A 16627-nucleotide genomic window follows, 5' to 3' on the forward strand; every position below is an offset into this window, starting at 1 on the left:
TCGCATGGCTGACCGGGCAACGAAGGAGCAACCGGAAAGCAGCCAACGGGCCCGAGTCCTGCAGGACATGCTGCTGGATGCCCTCCATGCCATGCGTTCCATGGAGCAGGTGGAAAGCATTGAACAGCCCGGCGGCAGGAACAAAGCCTCCGATAGCATCATCGACCGCATTGCTGGCTTTACCGGCTCGGCACTCCGCCTGGGTGCCCGGGCCACCGATACCTCATTGCGGGTGGGCAGAGCCCTGGTCAATTCCCAGGACCAGCTGCGAACCATGCTCGCTGCGGGTCAGTCCCTGAAAGACATCCGCGAGGTTGCCGGGCTCACTCTGTCTGAAATGAGCGAAGCACTGAACCTCAAGGATAAGTCCCTGCTTGAGGCCATCGAAAACGGCACCTCTACCCTGTCCTTTGAACTGATTCTGCGCCTGGCGGCGCTGATCGCCAGGAACGACCCCATTCCGTTCATCATGCGAACCACCCGCAACTATAACCCGGAAGTTTGGCAGATTCTGAACGACTGGGGGATAGGCCGCATCCCGCTGCAGTTCGAACGGGAACGGGAATTTATCAACATCTTCCGGCGCCATGATGACGCCCGCAATCTCTCGGACGAAGGGTTCCGCAAGGTATTGGAGTTCACCCGCCACAGCTTCGAGATGTCGATGCACTTTGTCGAGCAGCAGGAAGCGGAGATGGAGGAGCTGAAGGCCAGCCTGCAGCCCTCCGGAACCCAAGAGAAAAAAACACCCTCAGGCAAATAGCGCGCGCATTCCGGTAATATTCGGATTCCTGACAGCGCCTTTTTCCGTGACAATCGCGTCAATCAGACTCGCTGGCGTCACATCAAACACTGGATTGAACACCTCGACGCCCGCCGGTGCCAGTGGAATCCCCCGAATTTCCCGAACCTCGGTGCCATCGCGCTCTTCGATGGGAATATCCTGGCCAGACGCCAGCGCCATATCCACTGTGCTGGAGGGTGCCACCACCATGAAGCCCACTTTGTGATGACGGGCCAGAACCGCCAGGTTGTAAGTACCAATCTTGTTCGCCACGTCGCCGTTGGCAGTAATCCGGTCAGCTCCGACGATCACCCACTTAACCTTGCCGGATGCCATGATGGCCGCCGCGGCGCCATCGGCGTTCAGGGTTACCGGAATATGGTCACGGGTGAGCTCCCACGCCGTCAGCCGGCTTCCCTGCAACCAGGGCCGGGTTTCGTCCGCGTATACCTGGCTGAGCAGCTTTTCCTCGTGTAACCGGCGAATCACACCAAGGGCCGTACCGTAACCGCCAGTCGCCAGGGCGCCGGTATTGCAATGAGTCAGCACCGACATGGCCTTTTCAGGCGCCATGACTTCCAGCGCATGGTCCGCCATGGCAAGATTAGCTGCCAGATCTTCCTCATGAATTCGCACTGCCTCGACGGCCAGTTGCCGGGTTGCTTCTGACAGGGATTCACAACGCTCGAGCACACCTTTCATGCGTTCCAGGGCCCAGAACAGGTTAACCGCCGTTGGCCTTGATTGCGCCAGCTCGTGGATGGCCCTGCCCACTTCTGCCCGCCAATCACCAGCTCCCGCGTGCCTGGCGGCCAGGGCGACACCGTAGGCGGCACTGATGCCAATCGCAGGTGCTCCGCGCACCACCATATCAGCAATGCACTGGGCGACACCGGCAGCACCTTCAGCCTTAATCCAATGCTCTTCAGCAGGCAGCAGGCGTTGGTCCAGCAACTCGATGCTATCACCATGCCAGCGCATGGCAACGGTGCCCATCGATCGATTGGCATTGTGTTTTGCCATAGTTAACTCCGTTCCGGTGGCTGAAAACCGCCAGTATAACGCCACGGCGCCCGTTTGCCTGCGCGATTTGAGCACGACGCAATTCTGGCACGGCGCGAGCTTGCCGTCGGGGTAGTTCTGCCATCGGCAGCTGGTTATACTTTGCAGCTGAATTCCAGGGCTTGGGCAAACCCCACAACACAAAGGCAGGTTAATGACGGCAGATACCATCACTGCAGCGGATAGTCGGATCAACGCTCGCTGGCTGATCCCCATTGAACCCTTCGGCGTTGTGCTGGAACACCAGGCGGTGATCCTTCAGGGCAGCCGAATTGCCGACGTGCTGCCGCAATCTGAAGCAGACCAGAAATACCGTACTCGCGAGACGGTTAACCTTGACCAGCATGTGGTGCTGCCCGGGCTGATCAACTTACACGGCCACACCGCCATGTCGCTGTTCCGGGGCCTGGCTGATGACCTGCCGCTGATGACCTGGCTGAACGACCACATCTGGCCGGCCGAAGGCAGGTTCGTCAGTGAGCAGTTTGTACTGGACGGCACGCGGTTGGCGATGGCGGAAATGCTGCGCACCGGTACCACCACCTTCTCTGACATGTACTTCTTTCCCGAAGTCACCGCCCAAGCGGCCCACGACGCCGGCATGCGAGCCCAGGTCTGTTTTCCGCTGATGGATATGCCCACCGTATGGGGTTCCGGGCCGGACGAATATCTCCGCAAAGGGGCAGCCCTGATTGAACAATGGCAGGGCGACGAATACATCATGCCGGCGATTGGCCCCCATGCCCCCTACACGGTCTCTGACCAGCCGCTGAAAGACGCCGTCGCCCTGGCCGGAAAAACCGGAGCGGCCATCCAGCTGCACCTGCACGAGACCGCCTTCGAAGTAGATGAAGCGATGAAAGCCACGGGCTCACGCCCCGTTACCCGGATGGCAGAGCTGGGGGTTCTTGGCAGGAATACCCAGTGCGTGCACATGACCCAGATTGACGATTCGGACCTGGAACAGCTGGTGCGCTCAGGCGCCCACATCGTGCACTGCCCGGAATCCAACCTGAAACTCGCCAGCGGCCTGTGCCCGGTGCAGAAACTGATGGACCACGGTATCAATGTCACCATCGGCACGGATGGCGCCGCCAGCAACAACGATCTGGACCTGTTCGGTGAACTGAAAACCGCAGCCATGATCGCCAAGGTGGTGGCCGGGGATGCCTCGGCATTGTCCGCCCACCGGGCGCTGGAAATGGCCACCCTGAGCGGTGCCCGCGCGCTCGGCAGGGAACAGGAGTTGGGTTCCCTGGTAGCAGGCAAGCTGGCCGATCTGATTGCCGTGGACCTGAGCGATCCTTTCCTGCAGCCGGTCTACGACCCGGCATCCCACCTAGTTTACAGCAACCATGGCCGGGCAGTAAGCCACAGCTGGATTCACGGCGTACCTCAATTACAGGACGGTCGCCTGACCCGTATCGACGTACCTGATCTGATGCTTCGGGTCAGTGAATGGCGGCAACAGATTCTCAGTTAACCTTTTCACCCAGGTGTAGCACCATGAGCAACCAGAACGTAGACCAGAACGAGATTGCCAAGTTTGAGGCCCTGGCCAGCCGTTGGTGGGACCCCACCAGCGAGTTTAAACCGCTGCACGACATCAATCCCCTGCGGTTGAATTACATTGACGAGCGGGTAGCCCTGGCCGGCAAAAAGGTGCTGGACGTCGGTTGCGGCGGCGGCCTGTTGTCGGAAGGCATGGCCCTGCGCGGTGCCCATGTAACCGGTATCGATATGGGTGAAGCGCCCTTGTCAGTGGCCAAACTGCACGGTTTGGAATCGGGTGTGAATGTTGATTACCGGCAAACCACCGTCGAAGAGCTGGCGCGTGATCCGGAACATGCCGGCCAGTACGACGCAGTCACCTGCCTGGAAATGCTGGAGCATGTGCCGGACCCCGCTTCGGTTATCCGTGCCTGCGCCGCCATGTTGCGCCCGGGCGGCCACATGTTTGTCTCCACGATCAACCGGAATCCCAAATCTTTCCTGTTTGCTATTGTCGGCGCGGAATACGTGCTCAATATGCTGCCCAAGGGCACCCATGAGTGGAAAAAGTTCATCCGGCCTTCTGAAATGTCGGATTACCTGCGCCATGCCGGCCTGGAAGTCCAGGAACTCACCGGCATGACCTACAACCCGCTGACCAAGGTGTACAAACTGGGCCGGGATGTAGACGTCAACTACCTGATGCACGCGCGGGATATTCGTGAAGACTGACCTTCTCCCATCAGCCGTATTGTTCGATCTGGACGGAACGCTGATTGATACCGCGCCGGACTTCATCCGCTGCCTGAACCTGCTGCGGCAACAGCACGAGCTGGAACCGCTGCCGGCCGAGTTTATCCGGCGTTCGGTGTCTAACGGTGCCCGGGCAATGATCCGAATCGGTTTTGACCTTGAGCCTGAACACCCGGATTACCTGGAGAAACACGCAGCATTTCTGGACCTGTACGAAGCGGGTGTAGCCATCGAAACCACCCTGTTCGAAGGCATGGACGAGTTACTGCTTGGCCTGGAGAGGCGGTCTATTCCCTGGGGCATTGTCACCAACAAACCCGCCCGGTTTGCTGTTCCCCTGATTGAAGCCCTGGGGCTTGCGGAACGATGCGCCACACTGGTCTGCCCGGACCATGTAGCCGAGCGCAAACCACACCCGGAACCGCTGTTCCTGGCCTGCCGGGAGATCGGCGCCGAGCCGCGACAGGCCATCTACGTGGGCGACCACGAGCGGGACATTGAGGCTGGCCGGAACGCCGGTATGCAGACCATCGCCGTTCGCTACGGCTACATAGAGCAACCGGAGTCGGTTGACCTGTGGCAAGCTGATATCATTGTCGATACCGTCAGCGACCTGGCAAAGCTGTTACAATAGCGGCCGATTTATTTTCCTTACCGGCCCCGAGCTGGCCAGTAACCGCCTGAACACGGAGACAGGTTATGCAAGATTACCAGGCACCCGCCGATCTTCTGAAAGACCGCATTGTCATGGTAACCGGAGCCGGTAGCGGCATCGGCCGCGCCGCCGCCAAAGCCTATGCCGCCCATGGCGCCACCGTCATCCTGGTTGGCCGCACAGTGGGCAAGCTGGAAGAAGTTTACGATGAAATTGAAGCGGCCGGGCATCCGCAACCGGCTATCGTTCCGATGAATTTTGAGGGTGCGGCGGTCAAGGAATACGAAGAACTGGCCATGACCCTGGAAGAAAACTTTGGCCGGCTTGATGGCTTGCTGCATAACGCCGGTATTCTGGGCTCCCGAAGCCCGGTGGAGCTGTACGATCCGGAAACCTGGAACAAGGTGATGCAGGTAAATGCCATAGCGCCGTTTTTACTGAGCCGGGCGATGATTCCCCTGCTGCGAAAATCCGATGATGCTTCGATGATTTTTACGTCATCCGGTGTTGGCCGCCAGGCCCGGGCCTACTGGGGTGCCTATGCGGTATCCAAGTTTGCTGTAGAAGGACTGAGCCAGCTGCTGGCAGACGAACTGGACGATGACCGCCACAACATCCGGGTGAACAGTCTGAACCCGGGCGCTACCCGTACCAATATGAGAGTGCTGGCTTACCCGGCGGAAAACCCAAACCAGAACCCGGCTCCGGAAGAGCTGATGCCGGTTTACCTGTACCTGATGGGCAAAGACAGCCAGGGTATCAACGGCCAGCAAATTGACGCACAGCCGAAGAAATAATGGAACTTCTGTTTTACACCACATCCCAGTGTCATTTGTGTGAACTGGCCGAGGCGCTTTTGGTCAGCACGCCCATGCCGGAGCCGATCCCTGTGGACGTGGTAGACATAGCCCAGTCTGAAGAACTGGTTGAGCGTTACGGCATGCGCATTCCGGTGCTGCGCCGCAACGACACCGGTGCGGAGCTCGACTGGCCATTCACCAGAGACCAGTTACTCACGTTTCTGCATTGAGGATCCGCTGATATGCTGATGATCATCTCCCCTGCCAAGACCCTGGACTATGAAAGTCCATTGGCGACGGAAACCTATACACAACCGGATTTTCTGGACGACGCCTGTGAGTTGATTGACCAGCTTAAAGAACTGGAACCTCATCAGGTCAGTAACCTGATGAGCATCAGCGACAAACTCGGCCAGCTCAATGCCGACCGATTCCGTACCTGGCATACCCCGTTTACACCAGACAATGCCCGCCAGGCCATTCTGGCCTTCAAGGGCGATGTCTACACCGGGCTGGACGCCGAAAGTTTTTCTGAACAGGATTTCGCCTTCGCCCAGAAGCATCTGCGCATTCTCTCCGGCCTCTACGGCCTGCTCAAGCCACTGGACCTGATGCAACCGTATCGCCTGGAGATGGGCACCAGGTTCGAGAACCAGCGAGGCAAAGACCTTTACGCTTTCTGGGGCAGCAAGATTACCGAGGCCCTGAACCAAGTGCTGGCGCAAGACGACCAGGTGCTGGTTAACCTTGCCTCCAACGAGTATTTCAAGAGTGTGCAAAAAAAGCAGCTCGACGGCCGCCTGATTACCCCCCAGTTCAAGGACTGGAAAAACGGCCAATACAAGATGATCAGTTTCTACGCCAAAAAAGCCCGGGGCCTGATGTGTCGCTACGCGATTCAGAACGAGATCACCCAGGCTGACGACCTCAAGGGCTTTAACCTTGAGGGCTATTACTTCAGTGAAGACCAATCCGATAAAAACAACTGGGTTTTCCTGCGGGATGAACAGTAACCGTACCTGTTGATATCGGAGTCACCATGAACGAAGCAGTCTTCTCCCAGATCGCCATGCTGGTGTTTCTGACGGGCCTTATTGTCTGGATGGGTTTCATTGTCTGGGATCTGGCCAAAAAATCCCAGGCCGGAAAATTTGGCACCATTGCCCTGTTTTCCGTGCTAGGGGCCGGCGTTGTCGGCTTTATCGTGAAAACCGTCCTGGTAGAAATCATGCAGATCTGATCTGTCCGGACACCCGTCACTTTACGGCCACCACCGTGTGGCCGTAATATCCCCTCCCCCTTTTGCAACGCTCCAAACAAATACCAAGGATTCAGACCCCATGTGGTTTCGTAACGCTCGCATTTTCCGATTCACAAAGCCCTTTGATATTACCGCTGAAGCCCTGGAAGAAAAGCTTCAAGCCGACGCGTTCAAGCCCTGCGGCCCGCAAGAAACCGCCCGCCAGGGTTGGGTGCCGCCACTAGGCAAGCATGGCGAACAACTGGTTCACAGTGCCAATGGCTACCACCTGATTGCCTTGCGCAAGGAAGAAAAAATTCTCCCCGGCCCCGTGGTAAAAGAGGCTGTAGAAGAGCGTGCAGAGGCCATTGAGCTCGACCAGGGCCGCAAAGTCCGCAAAAAGGAAAAAGAGGAAATCAAAGAGCAGGTGATGCTGGAAATGCTGCCCCAGGCCTTTTCCCGGAATCGTCGCTGCTATGCCTACCTGGCACCGCAGGATGGTGTGCTGGTGGTCGACGCCGGCTCAGCCAAGCAGGCGGAAGACCTGGCGTCTACCTTGCGCAAGAGCCTGGGCTCGCTGCCGGTAAGGCCACCGGCGGTCGAGCAGGCACCCGCTTTTACCTTCACTGGCTGGCTGACGGAAACCATCGATCACCCGGCCAATATCGTTCTGGGCAGCGAATGCGAACTCAAGGACCCCTCGGAAGACGGCGGGGTGGTGCGTTGTAAAGGTTTGGACCTGAAAGCCGACGAGATCCGCAACCACCTGGAAACCGGCATGCAGGTGACCAAATTGGCGCTGACCTGGGACGACAACGTCTCGTTCGTTCTGGATGAAGAATTGGGCATTCGCCGGCTGAAGTTCGGTGAAACCCTGCAGGACCAACTGGATGATGTCGATGTGGACGACGCCGTGGCCAAGTTTGATGCCGCTTTCACCCTGATGACCCTGGAGCTGTCCCGACTGATTCCAGGGCTGCTGGCAGCCCTCGGTGGCGAAGACCGCTCCGCCATCGTCGAGGAATGAAGCAGAGGGGGCGCCTACAGGTGCCCCCCCTTACCCAACCGTTCCTTCTGCCAGTCTTTTACCGGCTCATTCAACACCAGCCGCAGGTCCATGACCTCTTCTTCCGGGTTGTACTTGGTTTCAAAGCCCAGATGCTCCGCAAGCTTCAACATGGGGCGGTTATCCGGCAGCACATTACCAATCATCTCCATGGTGCCCCGGGCGCGGCAGTAATCGATCATCTTCTGCATAAGAGCCACACCCAAGCCCTCGCCTTTCATCCGATCATCCACCATCACGGCAAATTCGCAGCGCAAGTTGTCGGCGTCAGTCCAGGTACGGACAGTACCCAGGGTTTCCTCACCCTCACCGTCCAGTCTCGGCGCATTAGCGATGAACACCATTTCCCGGTCGTAGTCAATCTGCACCATCTGAGCGACGTCTTCCCGGGAGAAATGCTTCCGGTACTGGAAGAACCGGTAACGAATGGACTCCGGTGACTGATGTTCGTGGAATGAACGGTGGGCCGGCTCATCTTCCGCCAGCACCGGACGAATAATGACTCGCCGACCGGATTTTGGCAGCACAATCCATTCTTCAAGCTCCCGCGGATAAGGCTGGATGATGGGTTTGCCCGCCCGGTCATCCAGATCAATGGCGATGTTGACCGCTACGGCGCCCTGCTCGTTGAATAACAGGGGCGCAATCTCCAACCCCCGAATTTCCGGGATGTCGATGACAATCTGAGACAGGGTCACCAGTGTCTCCGATACAGCACGAATGTCTTCCTCAGGCTTGAGGCTATGCTCTTTTAACAGCTTGTACATATAGGTGCGGCGCAGCAGTTCGCGGGCGAGCACCATGTTCAGGGGTGGCAATGCAATTTGCCGGTCAGTCATGATGTTGATCTGGGCTCCTGCAGCACCGCACACCACCAACGGGCCAAACAATTCGTCACGGGTGATCCCCACGCTGAACTCAATGCCCCCCACATGCTGATAGGAGCGCTGCACGGCAAACCCGAGAAACCCGCTACGCGGAAAATGCTCCCTGTACTCTTCCATCAGAAAGCGGCAGCTATCAATGATGGCCTGTTCGCTATTGAGCTTTTTAACCGTGCCCTTGTAGCGACGCTGAGTGGGGCTCAGGTCCAGGAACGGGAAACAGCCCTGTTCATGCACAACGGTAATATCGATGGGCCGGCGCTCCACCGCAAACACCTCAAGCACCTCTTCCACATCGTCACAGTAAACGGTGTCGATGGTGTTGATTCCATAATCACAGATCACTCTTCGGGCTTCGCGGTTGGACAAATGTCTGCGGCCATCACTGAGTGCTCGGGCTACGAGCTTGCGGGTATTGGCACGATCGGCAAAATGGTCGGTGAAGGATTCCGGCGTTTCAGTCAGCAACCTCTGCACCCGCTGATGACGAACGTGCTGCATAAAGGCCATGACCGCCTTCTCAGGATTGAAGAACGATGGCAAACCGGCCCGGTAGAATTCCTCCCGGGAATCCATCACGGTGCTCTGGCCCAGCCAGCAGGTAAAAATGTTCAGCCGTGTACCCTTGGAGGCCTGCACCACTGCATCAGCTATCTGGAGGCTATCCTCAATCAGAGTAGGCGCATACATCACCAGCACGTTGGCCACGTTCGGGTCTTTGGCGAGAATCTTGATCGCCTTGCCGTAGAGTTCCGGCGTCGCGTCGTAGTTGAGGTCAATCGGGTTTTTCCGGGTCCAGTACGGCGGCAGCAACTCTGCCAAAGCTCCGATGGACTGCTCTGACAGCTCCGCCAGCTCGCCACCCAGGTCTGCCAGACGATCCACTGCCAGCACACCGGGGCCAACCCCATTAGCCATAATCGCCAGAGACTCCCTACGCAAGGGTCGCATGCGCGTCAAGGTCTCCAGGGCGTCAAACATCTGACCCAGGCCGTCCACCCGCAACACACCCGCTCGCTGCAACATGGCGTCGTAGATGGGGTCACTGCGCTTGAGCCCCGCCGGTAACTGATGGGCGAACCACTCCGACTCCGGCACCCTGCCGGATTTGACGGCAATGACCGGTTTGGTCCGGGAAGCCACCCGCACCGCCGACATGAACCGGCGCGGGTTGGGAATATTCTCGATGTGCAGAAGGATGGCTCGGGTTTGGGAATCCTGGGCCAGGTAATCGATCAGATCATCGTGGTCGATGTCCATACCATCGCCCAGGGTCAGAAAGTAGGAAAAACCCACACCGCGGGCAAAAGCCCAGTCAATGACTGAACTGGCGATGGTGCCGGACTGCCCGACAAACGCCACCCGCCCGGGAATGGCGCCCATGTGGGCATAGGTGGCGTTCAGATGCCGCGCCGGCACCATCAGCCCGATGGTGTTGGGGCCAAGCACCCGAATACCGGTTTCCCGAGCCGCATCCCGCACCGAATACATCAACGGCTGGCCGGTTTTACTGTGGGTACGGGACATACCACCGGTCATCACAATGGCGGTACGCACACCGCATTCGCCGAGCTTTCGAATCATTTTCGGCACGGTATCCGGCGGCGTACAGATAATGGCCAGGTCCGGGCTGAAATCCAGCTTCGAGACTTTCTTGACGCAGGGAACCCCATGCACATTGTCGTAGTCGGTCTGGTTGACTACCACCAGACGGCCGGGATACCCGCCACCGAGCAGGTTGCGAAGCACCATCCCGCCCAGGTTGTTTGCCCGTTCGGAAGCACCAATCACAGCAATGGATTCAGGATTGAACAGGCTTTCCAGATAGCGGGTACTCAAGGTGACTCTCCCTGACCATGGGCGAAGAGGATATGGATAAGAATCTCAATAAAACAGCATATTTATCAATGTATACCTTATCTTAGATGGGTATTTCCTGATGTAAATCCGGTATCACAACCATTAGACCAAAGAAATACGACAAACTTCGGTTTTCCCTGATAACATGGCCTGAAAAATAAGCATATTCGGGTTCAGGCTAGACGTATGACCACGGCATTTTTCTCCCACGATGACTGCATGAAGCACAATATGGGCCCGGAGCACCCGGAATGCCCTGAGCGAATCTCCACCATACTCGCGTATCTGGCAGACACTCACCTGGAACGGGATCTGGACTGGGTTCGACCGGAAGAAATTACCCGTGACCAGCTGTTAACGGTGCACCCCGAGACTTACCTTCAACAGCTAGATATGATGCAGCCTACCCGGGGCCGGGTGTTTACCGATCCGGACACCGCCATGATGCCGGATACCCTGCGCGCCGCCCGACTGGCCGCCGGCGGCAATATCCAGGCGGTCGATATGGTAATGAGTAGTCAGGTGACCAACGCGTTTGTCTGCGCCCGCCCACCCGGGCACCATGCCGAGCGCTCCAAATCCATGGGGTTCTGCTTCTATAACAACGTGGCACTGGCAGCCATGCGCGCCCTCACCTTCCACCACCTGGAACGGGTTGCGATCGTTGATTTCGATGTGCATCAGGGCAACGGCACCGTGGACATCGTTAGCGGAGACGAACGCATCCTGATGTGCTCCAGCTTCCAGCACCCTTTCTATCCACACTCCCATGTGCATCGCCAGGCGGACAACATTATCAATGCGCCGATCGAGGCCAACTGCTCGGCTCTGGACTACCGTAAAGCGGTGGAAGCAGCGTGGCTTAAGAAATTGCAGGATTTCCGCCCGCAGCTGGTACTGATTTCCGCCGGTTTTGACGGCCATAAACTCGACCCGATGGCAGAACTGAATCTGGAAGTGGACGACTATCGCTGGTTGACGGAAATGCTGATCAGCGTGGCCCATGACCACGCCAATGACCGCATTGTATCAACCCTGGAAGGGGGCTATCACCTGAGAGCCCTGGCGGAGAGCGTGACCGCCCATCTCGACTTGCTCAGCACGGTTTACTGACAGCAACCTTACCCAATATCAACCCGAGAAATCCATGCCCGGGCCGTTCGCCTGCTGTAACTCGGGGCGCTCTCCCTGACGCTGCAGGCGGATGGTGGTGCGGCGATTATCCGCATGCCGCCGTGACACAGGAAACTGGTCACCATGAGCCCGAACGATCAAAAGGTCATCATTGATCCCCCTGGATCTCAGGTAGTCTGCCACCACATTCGCCCGCTCCTCCGACAGCGCCCGGTTATCGATCCGGCTGCCAACGCTGTCTGAATGGCCGTCCACAAAAACCCGCTCGACCGTGGAATCTGCCATCACGTAGGTGACGATATTATCCAGCAGTCGCCTGTCAGCCTCGGACAGGCTGGTGCTGCCGCTGGCAAACGGAACCCGTGACCGGCGAATCTGGTCGTAATTCACCGGCAACAGGCTGGAGACGCATTCCCGGTATCCCGAATAGGGGCCGGAGAAATTGATATTGGAGATCTGAACCCGTACCGGACGATCATCGTAGCGAGCTGCACGGGTGACCGTTGGTTGCATTCCCTGCAACAAACCCTGTGTCATCAGCGTTGCCTCGCGACTGCTGACCGTAACCGCTCGGGGCTGGTCAGACACGGTCACCGCCCCGATGGCACGCGGCGCCACTCCCGGGCGCCAGGCAGGCGCTTCCACCACTAACTCTCCGCGGCCGGGGCGCATCAACGGAATCTCGGATTCCAGATAAAAACTCAGCGCCTCGCCGGCTCGATGACGGAAAACTGCCCTGCCGTATCCCGGCACCTCGTGCACCAGGGAACACTCAAATACGGATTCCGACAGATACCACTGGCTGTTCTCAATACCGGCACCATAGCTTGTCGCCCACACAGGCGCGGTTGCCACCGCAAACAAAGCCGACATACCTGCGGCTGCCAGCTTTTTATGAACCAAATGGCGAAGCGAAGAAGTCATTATGAGAGCGCCTCGGAAACCGGGTCTGTTTTCAACATGACTGTTTAACGGCGATCCGAATGATTACTTGAGCCGCAAAGTGACCGGATTAGCAAAAACATTCACATCCGCCTTCTGATATAATCCGCAAAATTTTTTGGCTGCTCTGCGGATACCACTATGACCACAACGCTCTCCATCACCCGACCCGATGACTGGCACCTGCACGTGCGCGACGGTGCTGTACTGAACAGCGTGGTGCCGGCCACGGCCGCCTGCTTTGGCCGGGCGATCATTATGCCCAACCTGGTGCCCCCGGTTACCGACGCCGCAGCGGCCATGGCTTACCGTGAACGTATCCTGGCGGCTGCCGGCGACACAGGCTTCGAGCCGCTGATGACACTGTACCTGACGGAAAGCATGACCCCCGAAACCATTCGGGAAGCCAAGGCCGCCGGCGTTGTCGCTGCCAAACTCTACCCCGCGGGCGCCACCACCAATTCCGAGTCCGGTGTTACCGATATCCGCAATATTTACCCGGTTCTTGAAGCCATGGCTGAGTGCGGCATGCTGCTTCTGGTTCACGGCGAAGTGACGGACGCCGACATTGATATCTTCGACCGGGAAAAAGTGTTTCTGGAACGGGTACTGAGCCCAACCATCGAGGCCTTCCCGACGCTGAAAGTGGTGCTTGAGCACATCACCACCGCAGACTCCGCCGAGTTTGTGCGGGCCCACACGGGCGGCAATCTGGCCGCGACCGTGACACCCCAGCACCTGATGTACAATCGCAATCACATGCTGGTGGGCGGCATCCGTCCTCACCTGTATTGCCTTCCCATCCTGAAACGGAACAGACATCAGCTGGCGCTGCGGGAGGCGGTAGCCAGTGGCGACCCGCGCTTCTTCCTGGGAACCGATTCCGCGCCCCACGCCCGCGACAGGAAAGAAGCAGCCTGTGGCTGTGCTGGCTGTTATTCTGCTTACGGAGCCATTGGCCTGTACGCCGATGTCTTCGAGGAACTGGGCATTCTCGATAAACTGGAAGCGTTTGCCAGTTTCAACGGAGCCGACTTTTACGGTCTGCCACGAAACACCTACACCATTACATTGGTACGTGAACCCTGGACCATGCCAGAACAGCTGCCACTGGCCGACGGTCACATCGTACCCCTGAAGGCTGGTGAAACCGTTCACTGGCGCATGGCGTAACTCACTATTCATTCATAACGCGAACATCGGAGTTCGAGTGTCAGAAGAAAACAAGCCGCCACATCCTATGTCCCAACGCTTCCGTGGCTTCCTGCCTGTGGTTGTCGATGTTGAAACCGCCGGTTTCAATCCGGAGCGGGACGCCCTGCTGGAAATTGCCGCCGTCATACTGACCATGGACGACGATGGCTTGCTGCGCCGGGGGGAAACCCACGTACAGCAGATTGACCCCTTCGAAGGCGCCAACCTGGAGCAGTCTGCCCTGGACTTCACCGGCATCGACCCCTGGAACCCGGAACGTGAAGCGGTTCCTGAGCGGGAAGGCTTGAGCGAAATCTTCTCCCCGATCCGAAAAGCGGTGAAAGCCCACGACTGCAAGCGCGCGGTACTGGTCGGCCACAACGCTACCTTTGATCACAATTTTGTGTTTGCGGCAGCATTGCGGGCCGACATCAAACGGAACCCGTTCCACCCGTTCTCAACCTTTGATACAGCGACTCTGGCCGGGCTTGCCTATGGCCACACGGTGCTGGCTCAGGCTTGTAAACTGGCAGGTATCCCGTTCAGCAACAAGGAAGCCCACTCCGCAGCCTACGATGCAGAAAAAACGGCCGACCTGTTTTGCGGCATTGTGAACCGCTGGAAGGAGCTGGGCGGTTTTCCGCCGCCGCTCATAGAGCCAGAGGAAGAAGCCACAAGCTGACCACCAGAACCAAAAAAACCCGCCGAAGCGGGTTTTTTCTTGCCTGGAGACAGCTTACCAGTAGATACCTCGCATAATGGCCGCGAACGCCACCTGCTCGGTCGACACCTTGGGTTTCTCACCAGACTTGCTACCCGCGGCAGACGGAGAATCCGGGAACATCCGGTAACCGGTGTTCATGATGATCTCGCCCATTTTCGGCGCCAGGGCATGCAGAACCTGGGCAAAGACCCCCAGACGGGTCGCAATACGCTTCGGCCGGTAAACGATGGCATCCGCGACCATCTGCGCCGCTTCATCCGGTGACAGCGTGGGTACCGAATCGTAAATCTTGGTCGGCGCAATCATCGGCGTTTTCACCAACGGCATATTGATGGTGGTAAACGTGACGTTGCGGTCAGACCACTCAGCCGCGGCACAGCGACTGAACGCATCCAGTGCAGACTTGGACGCCACATAGGCAGAGAAACGGGGCGCGTTGGTCAGCACACCAATGGAGGAGATGTTCACCACGTGGCCACGACGACGCTCCAGCATCGCCGGCGCAAAACCCATGATCAAGCGCACGGAGCCAAAGTAGTTCAGCTGCATGGTGCGCTCGAAATCGTGGAAACGGTCAAACGACAGGGACAGCGAGCGTCGAATAGACCGGCCGGCATTGTTCACCAGTACGTCTACATGGCCGTGATTATCCAGAACCGTCTTCACAAAGCGATCGCAGTCTTCCATGTCGGAAAAGTCGCATTGATACGCGTGGATATTACCGCCACGGGCTTCCAGATCGGCTGCCACTTCGTCCAGGGTTTCCTTGGTGCGGGCGCCAATCACCAGGATTGCACCGGCTTCCGCCAGCTTCTGGGCAGTTGCCAGACCAATACCGGAAGTGGCACCGGTGACAACACACACCTTGCCTTCCACGGTTCCCTTCAGAGTGCGATCCTTGAACAGATCCGGGTCCAGGTTACGCTCCCAGTAGTCCCAGATCACCGGCGCATAGCTTGGCAGGCGCGGCACGTCGATGCCGGTGCCTTTCAGAGCCCTTTCAGTTTCCCGGGCATCAAAACGGGTCGGGTAGTTGATGAACGACATCACCGACGGCGGAATGCCCATGTCATCCAGAACGGCACTTGCGATGCGTTTAACGGGAGGCAGATTCTTGATGCTCTGGCGGATAAACGGAGGAATAAAGCCAAACATCCGGGAATCAATACGCATCCCCATTTTCGGCGCGTGGCCCGCCTCACTGAAGATATTGAGGATCTCACCCACTTTGTAGGGATCAGAGTCCACCAGGTGGAAACACTTGCCGTCTTCCCCGTCGAGATGGGCGATGTGATCCATGGCGTTCACCACAAAATCGACCGGTACTATGTTCAGCCGGCCGCCCTCGATACCAATGGTCGGGACCCATTGCGGTAAGGCATGGCGAATCTTCTGGATCATCTTGAAGAAGTAGTAAGGGCCATCAACCTTATCCATCTCGCCAGTCTCGGAATGGCCAATCACCATGCCGGGGCGGTAGATGCGGAATGGCACCTTGCACTCATCACGTACCACCTTTTCAGACTCGTGCTTGGTGCGCAGATAGGGATGATCCAACTTCTCGGCTTCCTCAAACATGTCTTCGCGGAAGGTCCCCTTGAACAGGCCCGCAGCGGCAATCGATGACACATGGTGGAAGTGCTTGGCAGCCATGGCCTCAGCGGCCTGAACAGCTGCCCGGGTTCCTTCAATGTTGGTGGCCGCCTGGGACTCTTCATCGGCGCCCATGTCGTAGACCGCCGCCAGATGGAAAAAGTGGTCAACATTTCCCTTGAGGGATTTCAGGGTCTTGGCATCGATTCCCAGATTCTTGCTGGTCAGATCACCAATGACCGCTTTAACCCGGGATTCATCCACACCCCAACGCTCACGCAGTTTGTCGAGTTTGCCCTGGGACTGTTCGCGTACCAGGACATGCACGGTACCACCACGGGCGAGCAGTTTTTCTACCAGAAAACGGCCGATAAACCCGGTGCCGCCTGTCAGGAAATAATTCATAGGTACTCCATCCTGCCTGTTACTCTGTTGTTGTCATTAC

General features: G+C 57.8%; 16 protein-coding genes. 12 read left to right on the top strand and 4 right to left on the bottom strand.

The window, feature by feature from the left end:
- Positions 1–4: 4 nt before the first annotated feature.
- Positions 5–763 (top strand): helix-turn-helix domain-containing protein, encoded by a 759-nt coding sequence (locus ABIE59_RS14975; RefSeq protein ID WP_354448159.1) that lies wholly within the window; start codon positions 5–7, stop codon positions 761–763.
- Here the strand turns inward: ABIE59_RS14975 and mtnA are convergent.
- Positions 752–1807: an S-methyl-5-thioribose-1-phosphate isomerase gene (mtnA, locus tag ABIE59_RS14980; RefSeq protein ID WP_354448161.1), complete on the bottom strand. Its 1056-nt coding sequence runs from the start codon at positions 1805–1807 to the stop codon at positions 752–754. The two genes, ABIE59_RS14975 and mtnA, sit on opposite strands and share 12 nt — an antisense overlap.
- Positions 1808–2000: 193 nt before the next feature.
- Between mtnA and ABIE59_RS14985 the strand changes: the two genes are divergently transcribed.
- The 8 genes from ABIE59_RS14985 (at position 2001) to rdgC (ending at position 7812) form a co-directional block, all read left to right on the top strand.
- Entirely contained in the window at positions 2001–3329 is a 1329-nt protein-coding gene (locus ABIE59_RS14985) for a TRZ/ATZ family hydrolase (protein ID WP_354448163.1), read from the top strand.
- Positions 3330–3352: 23 nt separating this feature from the next.
- Entirely contained in the window at positions 3353–4069 is a 717-nt protein-coding gene (gene ubiG / locus ABIE59_RS14990) for a bifunctional 2-polyprenyl-6-hydroxyphenol methylase/3-demethylubiquinol 3-O-methyltransferase UbiG (protein WP_058090216.1), read from the top strand.
- Complete coding sequence (locus tag ABIE59_RS14995) at positions 4059–4724, top strand: HAD family hydrolase (RefSeq protein ID WP_354448165.1); 666 nt, start codon at positions 4059–4061, stop codon at positions 4722–4724. Before ubiG ends, ABIE59_RS14995 begins: the two co-directional genes overlap by 11 nt.
- A 65-nt stretch (positions 4725–4789) precedes the next feature.
- On the top strand, positions 4790–5542 hold the full coding sequence (locus ABIE59_RS15000; RefSeq protein ID WP_354448167.1) for a YciK family oxidoreductase: 753 nt from the start codon (positions 4790–4792) through the stop codon (positions 5540–5542).
- Positions 5542–5775: a glutaredoxin family protein gene (locus ABIE59_RS15005; protein ID WP_354448169.1), complete on the top strand. Its 234-nt coding sequence runs from the start codon at positions 5542–5544 to the stop codon at positions 5773–5775. Before ABIE59_RS15000 ends, ABIE59_RS15005 begins: the two co-directional genes overlap by 1 nt.
- A gap of 12 nt (positions 5776–5787) precedes the next feature.
- On the top strand, positions 5788–6558 hold the full coding sequence (gene yaaA / locus ABIE59_RS15010) for a peroxide stress protein YaaA (protein ID WP_354448171.1): 771 nt from the start codon (positions 5788–5790) through the stop codon (positions 6556–6558).
- A 26-nt stretch (positions 6559–6584) separates the two neighbouring features.
- Positions 6585–6785: a DUF2788 domain-containing protein gene (locus ABIE59_RS15015; protein WP_354448173.1), complete on the top strand. Its 201-nt coding sequence runs from the start codon at positions 6585–6587 to the stop codon at positions 6783–6785.
- Between the two features lie 100 nt (positions 6786–6885).
- Positions 6886–7812, top strand: coding sequence for a recombination-associated protein RdgC (gene rdgC / locus ABIE59_RS15020; RefSeq protein WP_354448175.1), 927 nt, complete (start codon positions 6886–6888; stop codon positions 7810–7812).
- A 14-nt stretch (positions 7813–7826) separates the two neighbouring features.
- Here the strand turns inward: rdgC and ABIE59_RS15025 are convergent, their stop codons facing one another.
- On the bottom strand, positions 7827–10574 hold the full coding sequence (locus tag ABIE59_RS15025) for a bifunctional acetate--CoA ligase family protein/GNAT family N-acetyltransferase (RefSeq protein WP_354448177.1): 2748 nt from the start codon (positions 10572–10574) through the stop codon (positions 7827–7829).
- 207 nt (positions 10575–10781) lie between these two features.
- Here ABIE59_RS15025 and ABIE59_RS15030 point away from each other — a divergent pair, with 207 nt between their 5' ends.
- Positions 10782–11708 (top strand): histone deacetylase family protein, encoded by a 927-nt coding sequence (locus tag ABIE59_RS15030; protein WP_354448179.1) that lies wholly within the window; start codon positions 10782–10784, stop codon positions 11706–11708.
- Between the two features lie 18 nt (positions 11709–11726).
- Here ABIE59_RS15030 and ABIE59_RS15035 read toward each other — a convergent pair whose 3' ends face one another.
- Positions 11727–12653, bottom strand: coding sequence for a flagellar protein MotY (locus ABIE59_RS15035; protein WP_354448181.1), 927 nt, complete (start codon positions 12651–12653; stop codon positions 11727–11729).
- A gap of 159 nt (positions 12654–12812) precedes the next feature.
- On the opposite strand from ABIE59_RS15035, the gene pyrC reads away from it, so the two are divergent.
- Positions 12813–13844 (top strand): dihydroorotase, encoded by a 1032-nt coding sequence (gene pyrC / locus ABIE59_RS15040; protein WP_354448183.1) that lies wholly within the window; start codon positions 12813–12815, stop codon positions 13842–13844.
- Positions 13845–13881: 37 nt separating this feature from the next.
- Positions 13882–14547, top strand: coding sequence for a ribonuclease T (gene rnt, locus ABIE59_RS15045; RefSeq protein WP_072676981.1), 666 nt, complete (start codon positions 13882–13884; stop codon positions 14545–14547).
- Positions 14548–14601: 54 nt separating this feature from the next.
- On the opposite strand, the gene ABIE59_RS15050 is transcribed toward rnt, so the two are convergent.
- Positions 14602–16587, bottom strand: coding sequence for an SDR family oxidoreductase (locus tag ABIE59_RS15050; protein ID WP_354448185.1), 1986 nt, complete (start codon positions 16585–16587; stop codon positions 14602–14604).
- Positions 16588–16627 lie beyond the last annotated feature (40 nt).

It is taken from the genome of Marinobacter sp. MBR-99 (genome assembly GCF_040547575.1).
Classification (GTDB): domain Bacteria; phylum Pseudomonadota; class Gammaproteobacteria; order Pseudomonadales; family Oleiphilaceae; genus Marinobacter.